Here is a 21813-nt window from a genome sequence, read left to right on the forward strand (position 1 = left end):
TAGAAACAAGCGAATGCAAGTTTTTCTAAAAATCGAAAGCATAAAAGAGGAATGCTGAATGTTTGGGATTTGGGGTCATGAAAAAGCAGCTGAATTAACATATTATGGACTACATGCCCAACAGCATCGCGGGCAAGAAGGTACGGGTATTGTTGTAAGTGACGGAGAAACATTAAAACTTCATAAAGGTTTAGGGCTAGTGAATGATGTGTTCAAGCATGCCAAATTTAAAGAACTTCAAGGTCATGCCGCAATTGGTCATATCCGCTATTCGACAGAGGGCGATAAAGGTAAGAGTGTCGATAGTGTACAGCCATTGTTATTTAACTCGCAAACAACAAGTCTCGCGGTTGCTCATAGTGGAAATATCATGAATTCCCATGAGCTTCGCAGTGAACTGGAAGATTTAGGAAGTATTTTACAAACATCTACAGATTCAGAAATACTTGCACACTTGATAAAACGAAGCGAGCAGGCAAACACAGAGGATAAGATCGTTGAAGCTTTGCAAAAATTAATCGGAGCTTACACCTTTATGATTTTGAATGAAGACAAGATGTATGTTGTTACAGATCCGTACGGTATACGTCCATTATCAATAGGGAAATTAGGCAATGGGTATGTTGTTGCTTCAGAGACTAGTGCATTTGACATTGTCGGGGCAACATTTGAACGTGAAGTACTTCCTGGCGAGCTAATTGTTATTAGTGATGAGGGAATAAAATCAATACGGTATGCATTTAGACAACAAAGAAAATTATGTGGGATGGAGTATGTATATTTATCCAGACCGGATAGTGATTTAAATCATGTCAACGTTCATGCCTCAAGGAAAAGAATGGGGAAAGAACTAGCGAAGGAATCTCTTGTAGAAGCAGATGTTGTAACAGGTGTTCCAGATTCCAGTATATCTGCTGCAATTGGGTATGCAGAACAGAGTGGGCTGCCATATGAAATGGGTATTATTAAAAATCGTTATATTGGACGCACATTCATTCAACCTTCACAGGAATTACGTGAACAAGGTGTAAAGATGAAGCTTTCACCAGTCCGTAGTATTGTTAAGGGGAAACGGGTTGTAATGATCGATGATTCTATTGTAAGAGGAACAACGTGTAAACGAATCGTTAAACTTTTAAAGGAAGCTGGCGCTGCCGAGGTACATGTTCGGATCGCTTCACCACCAATCGAAGATCCTTGTTACTATGGGATCGATATGTCAACAAAAGAAGAACTGATTGCCGCAAATAATTCCCTTGACGAACTATGTGAAATTATTGGTGCAGACAGTTTGGCCTATCTATCTGTCAGTGGTTTGGAAAAGGCAATTGTAAAGGATAAAACGATTCACCAAGGAATTTGTACTGCTTGTATGACAGGGATTTATCCTGTAACAGTAAGTGAATGAAAAGTTAAACAATGAAAGCTTAGTGATGTTGGTTGATCGCCGACTAAAATAAAAGCAGGTATGATTAATGTAAAGAGGATGTGTGATTATGTCGGATGTATATAAAAAAGCCGGTGTAGACGTGGAGAAGGGCTATGAGGCTGTTGAACGAATGAAAAAGCATATTGCAAAAACGACACGTCCAGAAGTGCTTGGCGGTATTGGCTCATTTGCAGGACTATTCGACCTTTCCGGCTTTAGCTATAAAGAGCCTGTAATGGTCTCCGGCACTGATGGTGTTGGTACAAAATTGAAGCTTGCCTTTGAATTAAACAAGCATGATTCTGTCGGAATCGATCTCGTCGCTATGTGTGCGAATGACATTGTTGCTCAAGGTGCCAGGCCCTTATTCTTTCTTGACTACATTGCTTGTGGTAAAAATGACCCAGCAATGATTGAACAAATAGTTGCAGGAATTTCAGATGGTTGTGTTACTGCAGGTGCAGCACTTGTTGGTGGGGAAACCGCAGAGATGCCTGGAATGTACGAAGAAAATGAATATGATCTCGCAGGCTTTGTGGTTGGCATTGCAGAAAAATCAAAACTCATTACTGGTGAAGCAATCAAAGCCGGTGATGTTGTTATTGGCTTAAGCTCCAGTGGTATCCATTCAAATGGCTATTCACTCGTACGTAATGTCATTGAAGAGCTTGATTTAAATGAGACCTATAAAGGACTGTCAGCAAGCCTTGGAGAAACTGTCATGACGCCTACCAAAATATATGCTAAACCTGTAGCCGCTGTACTAAAAGAAATTACCGTAAAAGGAATTTCCCATATTACTGGTGGAGGATTTTATGAGAACTTTCCAAGAATGATACCACAAGGCTTAGGCGTGGAACTAGATAAGAGTGCTTGGAATGTTCCTGAGATTTTTACTTTCCTACAAGAAAAGGGAAGCATCCCAGAGAAAGATATGTACGGAGTCTTTAATATGGGGATTGGAATGGCACTTGTTGTTGAGGAAGCGGATGTTGACCGTACACTCTCCATCTTAAATGAAAATGGTGAGGTTGCGACTGCAATTGGGAGTGTTACAGCTACTGAAGGAGTGCATTTTTCCTCATGAGCAAGATAAAAGCAGCCGTATTTGCCTCTGGTACTGGAAGTAATTTTGAGGCAATGATGGAATCAGTTTATCTCGCCTGTGATATTGCACTGCTCGTATGTGATAAACCAGGTGCGATCGTGTTGGAAAAGGCTGAAAAGTACGGTGTCCCAACCTTCGTATTTGATGCTAAACAATTCCCAAGCAAGGCAGATTATGAAAAGGTCATCCTAGAGAAACTCGAAAAAATGAAGATTTCATGGATTTTCCTTGCAGGATACATGCGAATCGCGGGACCAACATTACTGCGAGGATACGAAGGTAGAATCGTGAATATCCATCCATCGCTATTGCCAGCATTTCCTGGGATGGATGCAATTGGTCAGGCGTTTCAAGCAGGTGTGGAAGCAACTGGGGTTACTGTACACTATATTGATGAAGGAATCGATACAGGTCCAATCATCGCCCAAGAAACGGTAGCTATTCTCAAGGAAGACACAGAGGAATCATTGAAGAAGCGCATCCAGAAAGTAGAGCATGAATTATATCCAAAGGTAATTAATCAACTTCTAGAACAAAAGTGAGGGATAGGCAATGAGTAAAAGAGCACTGATTAGTGTATCGGATAAAAGTAATATTGAGGAATTTGCCAAAGGTTTGGTTGAAGCGGGATACGAAATAATTTCAACTGGCGGCACATTACATACATTAGTAAATGCTGGTATTGAAGCGAAAGCAGTGGATGAAATTACTGGTTTCCCAGAAATAATGGATGGACGTGTAAAAACATTGCATCCTCTCGTACATGGAGGATTGCTTGGGAAACGTTCCAACCCAGATCATATGAGGCAAATGGAAGAAAATAATATTTCACCAATTGATATGGTTGTTGTTAATTTGTATCCTTTCAAACAAACATTGGAAAAAGATGGCGTTAAAAAGGAAGAAATTATTGAAAACATTGATATCGGTGGACCAACAATGTTACGTTCTGCAGCGAAAAACTTTGAAGATGTAGCAGTGATTGTAGACCCATCTGATTATGGTCGTGTCCTTCAGGCGATACAGGAAGACAAGCTAGAAAAGGTGCTCCTGCAACAGCTTGCAGCTAAAGTATTCCGTCATACGGCGAATTATGATGCAATGATTGCCCAATATTTCATGGGAGAAACAAAAGAGGAATTTCCAGAGACGTACACCGTAACATATGAGAAAGTTCAGGACTTACGTTATGGAGAAAATCCACATCAGCATGCAGCATTTTATAAAAATCCAATTGATAGGATTAAGGGTCTTGCGACGGCGAAACAGTTGCATGGTAAAGAACTTTCGTATAACAATATTCAGGATGCAAGTGCAGCATTGGAAATTTTAGCAGAATATAACGATCCTGCAGCTGTAGCTGTCAAACATATGAATCCATGTGGTATTGGTGTGGCAGAAACAATTTCTGGGGCATTTACACGTGCATTTGATGCAGACCCAATTTCCATCTTTGGTGGCATCATAGCATGTAATCGAGAGATTGATGTTGCTACCGCAGAGAAATTAAGTGAAATTTTCCTTGAGATTGTTATTGCACCCGGATTTACCGAAGATGCATTGGAAATTTTAACAAGGAAGAAGAATATTCGCTTACTTGAACTTGAATTGAAGAAAAGTGAAACTGTTACGAAGAAGCTTACAACCGTTAGTGGTGGCGTATTGATTCAAAACAGTGACAATGGAATCGTTGGGATTGAAGATTTAACGGTCGCAACAAAACGCAAGCCAACAGATGACGAACTTGAAAATTTATTATTCGCCTGGAAAGCAGTTAAGCATGTAAAATCAAATGCAATATTGCTGGCAAAAGATAACCAGACAATTGGTGTTGGTGCTGGGCAAATGAATCGAATTGGTTCTGCCAATATTGCAATCGAGCAGGCAGGAGAGAAGGCAAAAGGTGCTGTCATGGCATCAGATGCATTTTTCCCAATGCCTGATACAGTGGAAGCAGCAGTAAAGGCTGGAATTACTGCAATCATCCAACCGGGTGGATCCAAACGTGATGAAGATTCTGTTGCTGTTTGTGATGAGCATGGAATTACAATGGTATACACAGGTATGCGTCATTTTAAACATTAAAAAATAATCCTCAGGAGGCCTTTGTTTTAACTGGCCTCCTGGTGTTTCAATAGGGGGGCATTAAATCGTGAATGTACTTGTAGTAGGACGAGGCGGACGTGAACATAGTCTTGTAAAGAAACTTGCCGAAAGTAATCAACTAACAAATCTGTACGCTGCACCAGGAAATGGCGGTATGCAGGAAGAAGCAGTTTGTATTGACATTGATGAAATGGATATCGAAGGACTTGTAGCATATGCAAAAGAAGCATCCATCGATTTGACGGTTGTTGGTCCGGAAACTCCCTTAAATGCGGGGATTACCAATCGGTTTCATGAGGAAGGTCTGGCAGTATTTGCACCAACAAAGGAAGCAGCCCTTCTGGAAGGAAGTAAAAGCTATGCCAAGGAATTTATGAAAAAATATGATGTGCCAACAGCAGACTATGCGGTCTTTACGAATGCAGAGGAAGCAAAGGCATATATCGAAGAAAAAGGAGCACCAATCGTCGTTAAAGCGGATGGTCTCGCTGCGGGTAAAGGTGTTATTGTAGCTATGACGAAAGAAGAGGCCCTTCAGGCTGTTGACGATATGCTCGTTTCCAAGGCATTTTTAAATGCGGGTGCAACAGTCGTTATTGAAGAGTTTTTGGCAGGAAAAGAGTTCTCCTTGATGGCATTTGTCCACGAAAATCAAGTGTTTCCTATGGTCACAGCAAGAGATCATAAACGAGCATTCGATAACGACCAAGGTCCAAACACAGGTGGTATGGGTGCATTTGCCCCTGTTCCTGATGTAACAAGGGAACATCTTGACTTTTCCATGGAGCAAATTTTACAAAAAACTGCTGATGGAATGATATCAGAAGATCGTCCGTTTACAGGAATTTTATATGCAGGGCTAATCATGACGAATGCAGGACCGAAAGTAATTGAATTCAACACTCGTTTTGGTGATCCAGAAACACAGGTTGTCTTGCCATTATTGAAAAACGATCTCATCCAAGTATTTACAGACGTACTCAATGGGAAAGACCCTGAACTCGTGTGGGAGGACCAATCATGTGTTGGATTGGTACTTGCTTCTGAAGGGTATCCTGGCTCATATGAGAAAGGTGTTGCTATTCCTCAATTTAACGAGTCTGCAAGCACATTTATTGTTCATGCTGGTACAAAACAAGCAGAAGATGCCCTTGTTTCTGATGGCGGTCGTGTCCTCTTAGTTGGTTCTAAAGGTCCTTCACTTGATGCATGCGCAAATGATGTTTACGGATTGCTCGAAAAGGCAAATGTTAGTGGCGATTTCTTCTATAGAAAAGACATTGGAAAACAGTAAAATTATAACGAACCATCTGCATTAATTGTGGATGGTTCGTTTTTTTTGGTGGCTCTTTTCGTCAAATTTGAGACTGAGGTTACTAATCCTAGAGAAAAGAAATGTTGCTTTAATCATTACAGAGTTGATATAAAATGCGACATAACTGCTAGCTGATATCCAAAGACGTGTACTATGCTACCGTCCGGGATCGCTCTGGGCGGATGCGCACCTTAGGGCACGGCCTCAGCCTCCTCGAGAAACCCACTCTGCGAGGTCTTCGGACACGTGCTTTTCCCGCAGGAGTCACCGCCCGCCGCTCACCCGGACTGGTGAAGCTGTGTCTTGCTAGCTTGGCTAGCTCTGGGAAATACACGGAGACCCCTATGGGAAGAGAGGCATAGGTGAGACCCTGAAATGCGTCAGCATGAAGGGGCTCACCAGCCGCCCATGGAAAGCGAAGTGTATTTTCCCAGAGCGGTCGCCGAAGTTTATCTTACGAGTTTTATAGACTTTGTCGCAATAGCAACAAGTGATTTCGATATGACGAGTTAACTGCAGTCCCAATCTTCTGGAAAACACCTCTATTCGCTCTATAAAAAGGAAAAACACAGAATATCCATATAAATTCGCGGAATCAACGTTACACCTCCTAGTTTATTTCCTCTTTGCATGTTCTTAATAAGTTTTTCCTTATATTAACAAAAACTTCACTTAATTAAAGTGTAAAATGTGTTAAAATAAAGAAAATAGCTTATTGGAGAGTTGACAGATATGATGACAAATGGATTTAACTGGCGTAACCGTGAACTCAGACAACATGTAAAGGTAGTCGACGGCATAGAGGCACCTACACTCATACTTACAAATGCAACTTATTTAAATGTATATACGAAGCAATGGATCAAAGCGAATATATGGATTTTTAACGAACGAATTGTCTATGTTGGGGATAAATTACCAAAACTTATGGAAAATGTTGAAATGGTTGATTGTAGTGAAAAGTATGTAGTTCCAGGTTATATCGAGCCGCATTCACACCCATTCCAGCTTTCAAATCCGGAAGAGATTGCATTACATGCTGCAAAGACAGGTACAACAACAATAATCAATGACAATCTGATATGGAATTTTTTGTTGGACAAAAAGAAAGCGTTTTCTATTCTGGATGAGTTCACTAAACTACCGGTTTCCATGTATTGGTGGGCACGTTTTGATTCACAGACGGCATTACAGGATGAAGAACAATACTTTAATACGACAGATGTCCTTTCATGGCTTTCCCATCCGAATGTTGTGCAAGGTGGAGAGTTGACAGACTGGCCGGGCTTGCTTGCTGGGGATGACCGGTTACTGTACTGGATTCAGGAAGCGAAACGACTTGGAAAACCGGTGGAAGGACATCTTCCGGGAGCTTCACTGAAAACATTGACAAAGATGAAACTGCTCGGTGTCAGCGCAGATCATGAATCGATGACAGGTGAGGAAGTAATCGATCGCCTGCAAATGGGCTACAATGTTGGCTTGCGTTATTCATCCATCAGACCAGACTTACCGAAACTGATAGAAGAAATTTTAGAGGCTGGTCTGGAATCCTTTGATAATTTGACAATGACAATGGATGGCGCACCACCAGAGTTTATGCAGGATGGAATTATAAATGTCTGTCTCGAAATAGCAATTAGCAGGGGGATTCCACTGGCAGACGCATACAGGATGGCAAGCTATAATGCTGCAAGACATTTCCACATGGATGAACAGATTGGTAGTATTGCGCCAGGAAGAATAGCCCACATTAATATTTTAAAAGAAAAGTCTAATCCACATCCAGAAAGTGTATTGGCAAAAGGTCAATGGATTGTGAAAAATTCAAAAGACCAAAACTATAAATCTAGCATCGATTGGAAACAATTTGATATCGGACCAATGACATTCGATTGGCAACTTGATGAAGGAGATTTGCAATTCTCTGCACCTGTAGGGATGGAAATGGTCAATAATGTTATTATTAAGCCATATACAATCGATACGGATATTTCGGTCGAAGAATTGTCAGCAGTGAAAGGGGATCAGTTTTTACTTTTGTTAGATAAATTTGGGAACTGGCGGGTGAATACTGCTATTCGGGGCTTTGCACCAAGGCTAGGGGCGTTGGCAAGTACATACTCTGCTTCTGGTGATCTTATTTTTATTGGTAAAAGTAAAAGTGATATCCTGCTTTCCTGGGACCGATTGAAGGAAATTGGTGGAGGAATTGTACTAGTGAATGAAGGTGAAGTGTTGCTGGAAATTCCACTGGATTTAGGTGGAAGTATGTCGAGACTTTCTATGGAAACGATTATATCGAAAGAGAGAAAGTTAAAAGAACATCTAAAAGGATTCGGGTATGCTTTTGGTGATCCCGTCTCTAATTTGTTATTCTTATCGGCAATACATCTACCATATTTCCGTGTTACCCAGCAAGGATTAATGGATGTCAAAAATAGGGAAATCCTTTTCCCGGCAACAATGAGGCAGCGTATTAGATTATAGCTAAAAGAAAGATATTCAAATCTTCTTGGCAGATGGGAAAGTATAAAACTTTCCTATCTGCATAAGTGCAACTAAGCATTCGCTCAGGAGGCATGTCGAACGCCAAGTTTTCTAATAAACAAACTAAATTAGAGAAAGCGTGTTTAGGGAATGAGAAAGTTTTTTTTCATGTTGATGGTAGTTTTCATTATTTTTATTGCTGGGTGTTCGAAGGAAGAGCTTCCAGCAAATGATGATGGAACAAAGGAAAGTCAGACTATTTTTCCGCTGACAGGTATTGAAACAAATGAAGTCGTTGATAATCGTATTATCAGTGTCATGGTAAATAATCATCAAAACGCAAGACCCCAATCTGGATTATCAGAAGCAGATATTATTTTTGAGATTCTTGCAGAAGGTTCGATTACCCGATTGCTTGCGTTCTATCAAAGTGAGATGCCAAATGTCGTTGGGCCTGTAAGGAGTGCAAGAGAATATTACTTTGAACTTGCAAAAGGGTATGATTCACTGTATGTATATCATGGAGCTGCCGGTTTTGTTAACGATATGATTAAAGGTCGTGGGATTAACTATTTAGATGGCGCAATCCATGATAATGATGGTAATCTATTTAAACGGGAATCTTTCCGCAAAGCACCACATAATTCCTACTTGCAAATGAATGCTGTCAATGAAGTAGCGAATAGCAAAGGTTATGAGACTAAAGCTTCCTATGAGCCTTTCAAATTTTTGACAGATGAAGAAGTAGATGATTTATCAGGTGAAACTGCAAATCATGTTAAAATTGTATATAGTAATAACCCGTCACGGATTGTAGAGTATTCCTATGATGATGCAAATGGTAACTACTACAGATCAAGTGATGGAGAACCGACGATAGAGTTAAATTCAGAAGACCCCATTCTATTGGACAATGTCTTTATTGTAGAAACGTATCATGAAGTAATGGATGATGCTGGAAGAAGAGCAGTAGATATGGAATCAGGTGGCGATGCTTATTTAATCCAAAAAGGACAGGTGCAGGAGGTCACGTGGGAAAATAGGAATGGACGAATTGTTCCTGTTAAGGATGGTCAACTCATTGGGTTTGTACCTGGGAAAACATGGATTAATGTAGTGCCGACAAATCCTGGTATACAGCAATCTGTAACTTTTTCAAATTAGTATAACGATCAGGAGGATTTTCTGTGCAAATTGATAAATTACGTGGAGAGCAGTTGGACCAACTATTTGATGCGATTCTATCATTAAAAGACCGGGAAGAATGCTACCGATTTTTTGATGATATCGCAACGATGTCAGAAATTCAGTCAATTTCACAACGCTTACAGGTTGCTAAAATGCTGACAGCTGGTAACACCTACAGTGCAATTGAACAAGTGACAAAGGCGTCCACTGCCACCATTTCTCGTGTTCGTCGCTGTATTAATTATGGAAGTGACGGATATCAGATGGTATTGGAACGGATGTTGGAAGACGAAGATAAGGGAACAAAATAACAATTTACCGCTACCTTTTTTGGTGGCGTTTTTTTTGTATTCCTCTTGGTCCGGTATGAGAACGAACAAATTTACCAGAACTGAATTCGCGGAATAAGTGAAAAATTCGCGGATAACGATGCATCGCCCCCCTCTCACCCGCTGGACCCGAATCTTCATCCATTTCAGGGTCGACTCATACATATTCTAAAAAGATTAACCATATCCCTAAATTCCGCCTAATATTTTTGCTATAATAGACTAATGAATTCTGTTGATGGAGGATACTACTATTGAAAAAGATAAATGAATGGAAACATATATTTAAGCTTGACCCTGCAAAGGAAATATCGGATGAAGATTTGGATTTAATCTGTGAATCAGGAACAGATGCTGTTATTGTAGGTGGGACGGATAATGTGACCTTGGACGGTGTGCTTGATTTATTATCGCGAATTCGCCGCAGTCATACGGTTCCATGTATATTGGAAATATCAGATGAAGAAGCGCTAACTCCAGGATTTGATTTTTATTTTATACCGCTCGTGCTGAATTCCAAAGAAAAGAAATACATGATGGATCTTCAACATAAGGCAATTAAAGAATATATCGATATGATGGAATATAGTGAGATTTTTTTTGAAGGATATTGTATCTTAAATGAAGATGCTAAGGCTTTTAAGCATTCGAATAGTTATTTGCCTGATGCGAACGATGTAAAAGCATATGCATATATGGCGGAGCATGTTTTTCACCTGCCAATTTTTTATGTGGAATACAGTGGTACATACGGTGATCCACAGCTGGTAAGCGAAGTGAAGGAAGAGCTGGATAATACGCTCCTGTTCTATGGCGGTGGGATAGAAAATAGTGTGCAGGCTAAGGAAATGAAAGAGCATGCAGATGTTATTATTGTTGGAAACAGTATTTATACAGATCTAAAAAATGCTTTAAAAACGGTAAAAGCAGTAAATTGATTCAGAGGACGGTGTAATGATGAGTCAGGCAATAGACGATATGATTAATGGATTAAATAAGGAACAACAGGAAGCTGTAAGACATACAGAAGGAGCACTCTTAATTATGGCAGGCGCGGGGAGTGGAAAAACGAGGGTATTAACACATCGGATTGCATATCTGATGGGAGAGAAGGAGGTTTCACCAAGAAATATTCTCGCTATTACATTTACGAATAAGGCTGCCAGAGAGATGAAAGAACGTGTACGAAAATTGGTCGGCTCACAAGGTGAATATATGTGGGTATCCACCTTCCACTCGATGTGTGTGCGTATTTTACGAAGGGATATTGACCGAATCGGCTACAACAGTAGTTTTACTATTCTTGATAGTGGGGATCAGCTTTCCGTTATTAAACAGGTACTTAAAAATTTGAACATCGATCCGAAGAAGTTTGATCCACGGGCAATGCTCGGGCAAATAAGTGGTGCAAAAAATGAACTGGTTACAGATGAAGAATTCAGTAAAAATTCAGGGAATTTCTATGACAGACAAGTAGCACAAGTGTATGAAGGCTATCAGAAGATGCTGCGCAAAAATCAGTCGCTTGATTTTGATGATTTGATCATGCAGACTATCCACTTGTTTGATCGTGTGCCAGAGGTATTGGAGTATTATCAACGTCGCTTCCAGTACATCCATGTCGATGAGTATCAGGATACGAACCATGCCCAATATTATCTTGTTAAACAGCTTGCAAGCAGGTATCAGAACCTTTGTGTTGTAGGTGACTCTGATCAGTCGATATATCGTTGGCGAGGGGCGGATATTGCGAATATCCTGTCATTTGAAAAGGATTATCCGAAAGCAAGGACCGTCTTCCTTGAACAAAATTATCGTTCAACAAAATCCATTCTTGCGGCTGCAAACAAAGTCATTGGAAATAACTCCGGACGCAAACCGAAAAACCTTTGGACCGAAAATGCGGAAGGACAGAAAATTAGTTACTTCCAAGGTGCAACAGAACAGGAAGAAGCGCTTTATGTAACAGATAAGATACAGGAACTAACCCGAAGTAAAGGATTATCTCCAAGTGATGTTGCTATTTTGTATCGAACAAACGCACAATCCCGTGCAATTGAGGATACATTTCTTAAATCTGGTATTAACTATCAAATGGTTGGGGGCCAGAAGTTCTATGACCGTAAAGAAATCAAAGATATGGTTGCCTATTTACGATTGATTACCAACCCAGAAGATGATCTTAGTTTTGAACGTGTTGTAAATGAACCAAAGCGCGGAATTGGAAAAACCTCTGTGGAACGACTAAGAGTATATGCTGCACAACATGACATTTCATTTTACGAAGCAGTTAAAGAAGTTGATTTTACAGGTGTATCAGGAAAAGCAGCGAATGCACTTGCAGAATTTGGAAATTTAATTAAAACATTGACACAGCAACAGGAATTCCTGACTGCAACAGATATGGTTGAGGCCGTTCTGGAACGGACAGGCTATGAGCAAATGCTTAAAAATGAAAAAACAATTGAATCACAAAGTCGTTTGGAAAACTTGGAAGAGTTTATGACGGTTACTAAGGACTTTGAAGAGGTTAGTGAAGATAAAACATTGGTTGCATTCCTGACAGATCTTGCATTGATTGCTGATATTGACCGTGTTGATGAGGAAGACCCTGATAACGCGGAGAAGATTACACTCATGACGTTACATGCAGCCAAAGGGCTGGAATTTCCGGTTGTCTTTTTAATTGGGATGGAAGAAAATGTCTTCCCGCATAGTCGATCCATGATGGATGAGGAAGAAATGCAGGAGGAGCGCCGACTTGCATATGTAGGGATTACAAGAGCGGAAAAAGAGCTCTATCTGACTCACGCGAAAATGCGGACACTATACGGCAGAACGAATATGAATCCAATCAGCCGTTTTATTAACGAAATTCCAGAAGAATTAATTGAAGGAATTGAACAAGCAAGAACTTCCATGTTCGGTGGCAGATCCATTGAGCGAACTAAGGACAAACCTGCTCCACTTAAAAGAAGGGCAGAGCGGATGCAGAAAACAACTGGTGCCCAGAGTCAAGGTTGGGCTCCGGGTGATAAAGCGAACCATAAGAAATGGGGAGTTGGAACGGTCGTAAAGGTTAAAGGTGAGGGAGATAATATGGAACTTGATGTTGCCTTTCCTGCCCCAGTTGGAATCAAACGGCTCCTGGCGAAATTTGCACCAATTACGAAAGAATAGGAGTGCCTTGTTGGATGGATAAACAAAAAGCAGAGAATCAAATAAAAGCATTAGTAGAGTTATTGAACCAATACGGCTATGAATATTATGTGCTTGATCAACCAAGTGTTCCCGATGCAGAATATGATGAGTTGCTAAGGGAACTCAGGCAATTAGAGAAAGAGTTTCCAGAGCTGATTACAGATGATTCCCCAACTCAACGTGTAGGTGGGAAACCCCTGGATGCTTTTAAAAAAGTTCAACATAATGTACCAATGCTAAGTCTTAGCAATGCGTTCAATGAGCAGGATCTAAGGGATTTTGCAAAACGTGCAAGTGGTGGAACAGAGGAAGCCGTAACATTCGTATGCGAACTTAAAATAGATGGACTTGCCATTTCGTTAACATATGAAAATGGGAAATTTGTACGTGGTGCAACACGTGGCGATGGAAATACGGGTGAAGACATTACAACTAACCTGAAGACAATAAGAAGTATTCCACTTTCCATTAAGGAACGAGGGACATTGGAAATACGTGGGGAAGCCTTTATGCCGCATAAGTCCTTTCTTGCTTTGAATGAAGCAAGGGAAGAACAGGAGGAAGAACCGTTTGCCAATCCAAGAAATGCTGCGGCAGGGTCATTAAGGCAACTCGATCCAAAGATTGCCGCAAAACGTAATCTGGATATTTTTTTATACGGTGTAGGTGAATGGGAAGGTAGTGCCATTTCCTCCCATGGTGAACGTCTTGAAAAGCTAAAAGAACTTGGCTTTAAGACGAATCCAGAATGGAAAAAGTGCTCAACTATAGAAGAAGTCATTGAATATGTGACCTATTGGACAAAAGAGCGTCCCAATTTATCCTATGAAATTGATGGGATTGTTGTAAAAGTAGACAACCTCGAGCAGCAGGAGGAGCTTGGATACACTGCCAGAAGTCCGCGTTGGGCAATTGCTTATAAATTCCCTGCAGAAGAAGCAATTACGAAACTGAGAGACATCGAGTTAAGTATTGGCAGAACAGGTGTCGTTACACCAACCGCGATTCTCGATCCCGTAAAAATAGCTGGGTCAACCGTACAGCGTGCAACATTGCATAATGAAGATTTAATCCGAGAACAGGATATTCGGATTGGAGATACATTAGTGATTAAGAAAGCTGGGGACATTATTCCGAAAGTAGTCCGTACGCTGACCGAAAAACGTACGGGTGAGGAAAAGGAATTTCAAATGCCAACCGATTGTCCAGCATGTGGCAGTGAATTGGTCAGACTTGAAGAAGAAGTAGCATTGCGCTGTATTAATCCAAATTGTCCAGCACAATTGATGGAAGGGCTTATTCATTATGTTTCCAGAAATGCAATGAATATCGATGGACTGGGAGAGAAAGTAGTTATGCAACTGTTCCAGGAAAAGCTCATCCATACGATGGCAGACTTATACCGCTTGGAACGTGAAGAACTTCTCCGACTAGAACGGATGGGAGAAAAATCAGTCACGAATTTGCTCGAATCCATCGAGGCTTCTAAAGAGAATTCACTTGAAAGACTCTTATTTGGACTCGGTATTCGATTTATTGGGGCAAAGGCAGCTAAAACACTTGCAATGGAATTTAAAACGATGGATGCACTCCAACAGGCAACTTTTGATGATTTAATTGCAGTGGACGAAATTGGTGACAAAATGGCGGACTCTATTGTTCAGTATTTTTCAGAAGACAAAGTAACAGAACTATTGGATGACTTACGTAGTCTTAATCTAAATATGGAATATAATGGACCGAGGAAATCAGAAGCTGATAATGATTCCATCTTTGCTGGGAAAACAGTTGTATTGACAGGGAAAATGGAAGAATTCACCCGAAATGAGGCAAAGGAATTAATTGAATCTATGGGTGGTGCTGTTACTGGGAGTGTCAGCAAAAAAACAGATATCCTCATTGCAGGAATTGATGCAGGTTCCAAATATGATAAAGCACAAAAGCTAGGGATTGACATATGGAATGAACAGCAACTAAAAACTGTTGTGGAAGAGTAAGGAGTGTTTCGCTTTGAAAAAGATAAGTGTGTTGCTACTATGTACACTCCTTTTTATTACAGGCTGTGTGCAAAATTCAAACGAAGATGAAGTTTTGCAAAATGAGGAGACCGCAGAAGAGGAAACTTCCATTGTGCCAAGTTATCAATTGTCAGAGGAAAATTACCGCATGATTCTTCCGTATAAAACAAGTGAAGCAAGAGGGGTCATCGTAAATCAGATGGCTAATCGGGTGGATATTGATGAAATGGAAGAAGGACTTAGAAGATTGTCAAAAGAAGTATATGACCCAGGAGAGTTATATTTTCAGGAGGGGCAATACTTAAATTCAAGTACCATATTCAGTTGGATTGATGAGCTTAATCCAAAGTTGGAAGAGGATGCCGATGCGGAAACCCACCGGGAGAATCCACGGTATCTATCCCATATACTGGAACAAAATTACATGAAACATAATGAAGATCAAAGTGTTGGGCTTGCAGGTATCTCCATTGGGATTGCGATGAAATCAGTTTATCGTTTCAACACAAAGGATGCAGGGCCATACTATGAAGATATTCCCAAAGAGGAAATGCTGTCACAAGGAAATAAGATTGCCAAAGCAATAGTCCAGGAAATCCGCGAAATGGAAGGATTAATGGATGTACCGATTATGATAGCTTTGTATCAGGAGGAAGAGCAAGCCTCACCAGTGCCGGGAAATTTTGTTGCGAAAGTAAATGTTCCAGGAGGCAGTAATACTGTAGAGAATTGGGAATCACTAAATGAAGAGAATATCCTTTTCCCGTCTGATGAAGGACAGGAAAAGTATTACGATGATCATGAAATCGTTACAAGCTTTGGTAATGAAATTGCACAGTTTTTCCCTAATTATGTTGGATTAATTGGTGAAGGTTTCTATATCGATGAAGAGCTCCAAAAGCTAACCATTGAAGTACCAATCGAGTTTTACGGAAAGGCAGAAGTACTCGGATTTACACAATATGCATATGGATTGGTTCAGGAAATGTTCTCCAATTACTATGAACTTGAAATAAAAATCACCTCTAGTCAAAAGATTGAAAGTCTAATTTATCGTAATGCAGGAGAGGAAACTCCAACCGTTCATATTTTTGATTAGTTAGATTAGAACTACATCAGAATCCAGAAAAATACCTAATATTATTACAACTGAGAAATAAAAATACCACTTTCGGGGAATCTTAACAGGGAAAGTGGTATTTTTTTATTAAAGAAGAGCTCGAGTCATTACGTTATGATAAATTTTTTTAAATAATTTTCTCATTGCTTAAAATGGAAGGTAACTAAAGTTATATGGATATTTCACTAGGATTATATGTTCTAAGCTAATTAAACAAAGCTCACCACGTGATACCACTTTTAATCGAAAAATTTGGCTGAATTCACGGAATTAAAATGTTCTAATAGTGCTTTAAATAGCGGTGTGATAACTCTGTAGGGGTTGAAAATGATTCGAATTTATGAAATCCTATAAAGGTCCGTAAAAAAAGATAAGGCATAGATAGAATTAATAGAACTTGAATTAGGGGGGGTATTAGGATGGAGTATGCAATCAGGGGTGTAACATGGTTTTGGTTATTTATACCGATGCCTATCATACTATTATTATCCATCATTACATTATTTACAGAGAGGAGAAAGTAAACGTTGAGTCTTACAACATTAATTACATTTACCGTTTATTTACTTGGAATGCTTGTCATAGGTTTAATCATGTATTATCGAACTAATAATTTATCTGATTATGTTCTAGGCGGAAGAGGCCTTGGCCCCGGTGTGGCGGCATTAAGTGCTGGAGCTTCAGATATGAGTGGGTGGCTCTTGCTTGGTCTGCCAGGTGCAATTTATGCTTCAGGGATGGCAGAGGCCTGGATGGCGGTCGGTTTGGCAGTAGGTGCATACTTGAACTGGCAATTTGTTGCAAAGCGCCTGCGAGTTTATACAGAGGTTTCCAATAATTCGATTACAATCCCGGATTTTCTGGAAAATCGTTTTAAAGATAAGTCACATATTCTTCGCGTTTTATCTGCTTTGGTAATTCTATTATTCTTTACATTTTACACTTCTTCAGGAATGGTAGCAGGTGCAAAGCTTTTTGAAGCATCATTCGGGCTACCCTATCAAACAGCATTGTGGATTGGTGCAGTTGTCGTAATTGGTTACACCTTACTTGGTGGTTATCTTGCTGTAGCATGGACAGACTTTTTCCAGGGAATATTAATGTTCTTAGCATTAATCGTTGTCCCGATTGTAGCATTAAATGAAATCGGAGGCTGGGATGCGGCAGTACAAGCAGTTGGTGACATCTCACCATCACATCTTAATATGGTGCAAGGTGTAGGTGTAATTGCTATCCTTTCATCATTAGCATGGGGTCTTGGTTATTTCGGTCAACCACATATTCTTGTGCGCTTTATGTCATTACGCTCAGCAAAAGATGTTCCAAAAGCACGTCTTATTGGTACTACTTGGATGGTTATTGGCCTCTATGGTTCAATTTTTACAGGTTTTATTGGGTTGGCATTCATTAGTACACAGGATGTTTCCTTGTTAAATAGTTTCGGAATTCAAGTTGTAACAGAAAATGGTATACAGATGTTGGGTGACCCGGAAAAAATATTTATTGCTTTTTCACAACTCTTATTCCACCCAGTAATTGCTGGTATTCTGTTAGCTGCAATTCTTTCAGCGATTATGAGTACAATTGATTCTCAATTACTCGTTTCATCTTCAGCTGTAGCGGAAGATTTTTATAAAGCGATTTTCCGCAAAAATGCAACAGATAAAGAATTGATTTGGATTGGAAGAATTGCTACATTAGTCATCGCGTTAATCGCAGTTCTGATTTCCATGAATCCGGATAGTTCTGTACTAGGTCTTGTAAGTTACGCATGGGCCGGATTTGGTGCAGCGTTTGGACCAACTATTCTTCTAGCGCTATTCTGGAAAAGAATCACTCGTAATGGTGCGCTTGCAGGTATCATTGTAGGTGCTTTAACGGTTATTATATGGGGAGAAATGCTTGAAGGTGGAATTTTTGACCTTTATGAATTACTTCCAGGATTCTTGCTTAATCTAATTGTTGCTGTGGTAGTCAGTATGATGGGCAAACCAGCACCTGAAGTTGAAGCAGAATTCAATGAAACAGTCAGGATAACAAAGGAAAGATAAGCTAAAACCACTTCTATTGATAAATGGAAGTGGTTTTTTATTCATTTACACGACATAATTTGCCTATAAGTGACTATCTTTGCTATTATCAATAGTGTTATAATAATCAAATGAGAATAAAAAGTAAACATAGATAAAACATCGATATGGAGGTATAAGCAATGGCAGATATTTCGAAAGAGCAAGTAAAGCATGTAGCCGATTTGGCAAGACTTGCAGTAACTGATGAAGAAGTTAAAACAATGGCAGATGAATTAAGTGCAATCATTGGTTATGCAGAACAATTGAATGAATTGGATACAGAAGGTGTTGAACCAACTACACACGTTCTTGATCTAAAAAATGTTATGCGTAAAGATGAGCCTAAAGAGTGGATCACACACGAGGAAGCAATGAAAAATGCCCCTGATCAGCAAGATGGTCAATACCGTGTTCCATCGATAATGGCAGATAATTAAGTATAATTTTTTTTCTGCAAAAGACACGAAGGCATTTGCTACAATAATATGCGAATGCAAAGTATACATAGAATAAGGAGGGTAATCTTAGATGTCATTATTTGACCATACGATTAAACAATTGGAAGAAAAGTTACATAACAAAGAGATTACAGTAGAAGATTTAGTAAATGAATCTTATACAAGAATAAAAGAGGTTGATGATCAAGTTCATGCCTTTTTAACATTGGATGAAGAGAACGCTAGAGCAAAGGCGAAAGAACTCGATGCATCAGAAGCGACAGCAAGCCTTTTTGGCATGCCGAGTGGAATCAAAGATAATATTATGACGAAAGGGCTACGTACAACTTGTGCGAGTCAATTTCTCGATAACTTCACAGATCCATTATACGATGCAACGGTTGTTCAAAAGTTAAATAAGGAACAAACCGTAACAATCGGAAAACTAAATATGGATGAATTTGCAATGGGTTCTTCCAATGAAAACTCCAGCTACAATCCAACAAGAAACCCATGGAATACGGACCATGTTCCTGGTGGGTCCAGTGGTGGCTCTGCAGCAGCAGTAGCAGCGGGAGAAGTATTGTTCTCCTTAGGTTCAGACACAGGTGGATCGATTCGCCAGCCTGCAGCATTTTGCGGAGTGGTAGGAATGAAACCAACATATGGACGTGTATCTCGTGCTGGTCTTGTCGCTTTCGCATCTTCACTTGATCAGATTGGACCAATTACACGTACGGTTGAAGACAATGCACGTGTACTCGAAGTGATTGCAGGGCATGATGCAATGGATTCTACAAGTGCAAATGTCGAGGTTTCTAAGTATACGGAAGCATTGACAAATGATGTGAAGGGCCTTAAAATCGCTGTTCCAAAAGAATACTTGGCTGAAGGTGTAGCACCGGAAGTAAAAGAATCGGTACTTGAAGCGTTAAAGGTATATGAATCCCTAGGCGCAACTTGGGAAGAAGTATCCTTACCACATTCTAAGTATGCAGTTGCAACGTATTATTTATTATCATCATCGGAGGCATCTGCCAACCTCGCTCGTTTTGACGGTGTCCGTTATGGCGTGCGCAGTGAGAATGCAGACAATATGATTGATATGTTCAAAAATTCCCGTAGTGAAGGATTTGGACCGGAAGTGAAACGTCGAATCATGCTTGGAACATTTGCACTTAGTTCTGGTTATTATGATGCATATTATAAAAAAGCACAAAAAGTCCGTACATTAATCAAAAATGACTTTGATAAAATCTTTGAGGAATATGATGTTATTATTGGACCGACAACACCTACCAAAGCATTTAAAGTAGGAGAAAATACGGATGATCCATTAACAATGTATGCAAATGATATCCTAACAATCCCTGTTAACCTTGCAGGTGTACCAGGAATATCCATTCCATGTGGATTCACTGAAGACCGTCTGCCAATCGGATTGCAAATCATTGGAAAATATTTTGATGAGAGTACCGTATATCGTACTGCACATGCATTTGAACAGGCAACAGAACATCATAAAAAACGACCTCAGCTTGGAGGTGCCAACTAATGAATTTCGAAACAATTATTGGACTAGAGGTACACGTAGAATTAAAAACGAACTCAAAAATATTCAGCCCGAGTGTGAATGAATTTGGATCAGATCCGAATACGAATGTAAATCCAATTGACCTCGGATATCCAGGAACACTTCCTGTTTTGAATGAAGAAGCAGTAAACTTTGCAATGAAGGCTGCAATGGCACTGAACTGTGAAATTGCTACCAATACGAAATTTGACCGTAAAAACTACTTCTATCCAGATAATCCAAAAGCATATCAGATTTCACAGTTTGATCAGCCAATCGGTGAAAACGGCTGGATTGAGATTGAAGTTAATGGGAAGAAAAAGCGTATCGGTATTACCCGCCTGCACATGGAAGAAGATGCAGGTAAACTGACACATGGTGAAGACGGTCATTCTTATGTCGATTTCAATAGACAAGGTACACCATTAATTGAAATCGTATCGGAGCCGGATATGCGCTCACCTGAAGAAGCATATGCATACTTGGAGAAAATCAAAAATATCATTCAATATACAGGTGTTTCTGATGTGAAAATGCAAGAAGGATCACTCCGTTGTGATGCGAATATTTCGCTACGCCCGATTGGACAAGAAGAGTTTGGAACAAAGGCAGAACTGAAAAACCTGAATTCCTTCTCGTATGTACAAAAAGGACTTGAATTTGAAGAAAAACGTCAGGAAAAAGTTTTATTATCTGGTGGTGAAATTCTTCAGGAAACTCGTCGTTATGATGAGAAAACAAAAGAAACGATTCTGATGCGTGTAAAAGAAGGATCTGATGATTACCGTTATTTCCCAGAACCAGACCTTGTACAATTATATATTGATGAGGAATGGAAAGAGCGCGTACGCAGTGAAATTCCGGAGCTTCCAGATGCAAGAAGACAACGATACATTACAGAACTTGAACTTTCTGTTTATGATGCAGATGTATTGACTGCATCGAAGGAGATGTCGGATTTCTTTGAAGAAGCAGTGAATCAGGGTGGAGATATTAAACAAGTATCTAACTGGCTGATGGGTGAAGTTTCTGCATATATGAATAAGCACAACAAAGAACTTCAGGAATTAGCCATTACACCAGTAGCACTTGCGAAAATGATTAAGCTTATTGAAGATGGTACAATTTCTTCTAAGATTGCGAAAAAAGTTTTCGCGGAATTGGTTGAAAAAGGCGGAGATCCAGAACAGATTGTTAAGGATCAAGGTTTAGTTCAAATCTCTGACCCAGCACAATTGAAAGAAATCGTTAATAAGATTTTGGATGAAAACGAACAATCGATTATTGATTTCAAAAATGGGAAAGGTAAAGCTAAAGGATTCCTAGTTGGGCAGATTATGAAAGCAACGAAGGGACAGGCTAACCCACCATTAGTAAATAAAATTCTTGCAGAAGAACTAAACAATAGATAAAAATTATTGAAGGCT

Annotated in this window: 16 protein-coding genes; all 16 read left to right on the forward strand. The window is 39.8% G+C overall.

Going from position 1 to position 21813, the window contains the following annotated elements:
* Nucleotides 1–58: 58 nt before the first annotated feature.
* The gene (gene purF, locus BV906_RS16220) at nt 59–1408 is read left to right on the forward strand and encodes an amidophosphoribosyltransferase (protein ID WP_245844241.1); all 1350 of its coding nucleotides are present in this window, start codon (nt 59–61) and stop codon (nt 1406–1408) included.
* Between the two features lie 88 nt (nt 1409–1496).
* Nucleotides 1497–2516 (forward strand): phosphoribosylformylglycinamidine cyclo-ligase, encoded by a 1020-nt coding sequence (purM, locus tag BV906_RS16225; RefSeq protein WP_087974669.1) that lies wholly within the window; start codon nt 1497–1499, stop codon nt 2514–2516.
* Complete coding sequence (purN, locus tag BV906_RS16230) at nt 2513–3079, forward strand: phosphoribosylglycinamide formyltransferase (RefSeq protein WP_087974670.1); 567 nt, start codon at nt 2513–2515, stop codon at nt 3077–3079. Before purM ends, purN begins: the two co-directional genes overlap by 4 nt.
* Before the next feature lie 10 nt (nt 3080–3089).
* Nucleotides 3090–4622: a bifunctional phosphoribosylaminoimidazolecarboxamide formyltransferase/IMP cyclohydrolase gene (gene purH / locus BV906_RS16235; RefSeq protein WP_087974671.1), complete on the forward strand. Its 1533-nt coding sequence runs from the start codon at nt 3090–3092 to the stop codon at nt 4620–4622.
* A 67-nt stretch (nt 4623–4689) separates the two neighbouring features.
* Nucleotides 4690–5937 carry a phosphoribosylamine--glycine ligase gene (purD, locus tag BV906_RS16240; RefSeq protein WP_087974672.1) on the forward strand — a complete coding sequence of 416 codons (1248 nt, stop codon included), beginning with the start codon at nt 4690–4692 and terminating at the stop codon, nt 5935–5937.
* A gap of 753 nt (nt 5938–6690) precedes the next feature.
* Nucleotides 6691–8448 (forward strand): adenine deaminase C-terminal domain-containing protein, encoded by a 1758-nt coding sequence (locus tag BV906_RS16245; RefSeq protein WP_176330385.1) that lies wholly within the window; start codon nt 6691–6693, stop codon nt 8446–8448.
* A gap of 150 nt (nt 8449–8598) precedes the next feature.
* Nucleotides 8599–9612: a DUF3048 domain-containing protein gene (locus BV906_RS16250; protein ID WP_087974673.1), complete on the forward strand. Its 1014-nt coding sequence runs from the start codon at nt 8599–8601 to the stop codon at nt 9610–9612.
* Nucleotides 9613–9635: 23 nt separating this feature from the next.
* Entirely contained in the window at nt 9636–9947 is a 312-nt protein-coding gene (locus tag BV906_RS16255) for a YerC/YecD family TrpR-related protein (protein WP_087974674.1), read from the forward strand.
* Nucleotides 9948–10219: 272 nt separating this feature from the next.
* Nucleotides 10220–10903: a heptaprenylglyceryl phosphate synthase gene (gene pcrB, locus BV906_RS16260; protein ID WP_087974675.1), complete on the forward strand. Its 684-nt coding sequence runs from the start codon at nt 10220–10222 to the stop codon at nt 10901–10903.
* Between the two features lie 19 nt (nt 10904–10922).
* Nucleotides 10923–13145 (forward strand): DNA helicase PcrA, encoded by a 2223-nt coding sequence (gene pcrA / locus BV906_RS16265; RefSeq protein ID WP_087974742.1) that lies wholly within the window; start codon nt 10923–10925, stop codon nt 13143–13145.
* A gap of 14 nt (nt 13146–13159) precedes the next feature.
* Complete coding sequence (ligA, locus tag BV906_RS16270; RefSeq protein ID WP_087974676.1) at nt 13160–15163, forward strand: NAD-dependent DNA ligase LigA; 2004 nt, start codon at nt 13160–13162, stop codon at nt 15161–15163.
* Nucleotides 15164–15176: 13 nt separating this feature from the next.
* Nucleotides 15177–16283: a CamS family sex pheromone protein gene (locus BV906_RS16275; RefSeq protein WP_087974677.1), complete on the forward strand. Its 1107-nt coding sequence runs from the start codon at nt 15177–15179 to the stop codon at nt 16281–16283.
* A gap of 548 nt (nt 16284–16831) precedes the next feature.
* Nucleotides 16832–18355 carry a sodium/proline symporter PutP gene (gene putP / locus BV906_RS16280; protein WP_087974678.1) on the forward strand — a complete coding sequence of 508 codons (1524 nt, stop codon included), beginning with the start codon at nt 16832–16834 and terminating at the stop codon, nt 18353–18355.
* A 161-nt stretch (nt 18356–18516) separates the two neighbouring features.
* The gene (gene gatC, locus BV906_RS16285; RefSeq protein ID WP_087974679.1) at nt 18517–18813 is read left to right on the forward strand and encodes an Asp-tRNA(Asn)/Glu-tRNA(Gln) amidotransferase subunit GatC; all 297 of its coding nucleotides are present in this window, start codon (nt 18517–18519) and stop codon (nt 18811–18813) included.
* A 91-nt stretch (nt 18814–18904) separates the two neighbouring features.
* A complete protein-coding gene (gatA, locus tag BV906_RS16290) occupies nt 18905–20368 on the forward strand; it encodes an Asp-tRNA(Asn)/Glu-tRNA(Gln) amidotransferase subunit GatA (protein ID WP_087974680.1) in 1464 nt (487 codons plus the stop codon).
* Nucleotides 20368–21798, forward strand: a complete 1431-nt coding sequence (gene gatB, locus BV906_RS16295) for an Asp-tRNA(Asn)/Glu-tRNA(Gln) amidotransferase subunit GatB (protein WP_087974681.1) — start codon at nt 20368–20370, stop codon at nt 21796–21798. Before gatA ends, gatB begins: the two co-directional genes overlap by 1 nt.
* Nucleotides 21799–21813: the final 15 nt, after the last annotated feature.

The organism is Oceanobacillus rekensis, assembly GCF_002153375.1.
Taxonomy (GTDB): domain Bacteria; phylum Bacillota; class Bacilli; order Bacillales; family Amphibacillaceae; genus Oceanobacillus; species Oceanobacillus rekensis.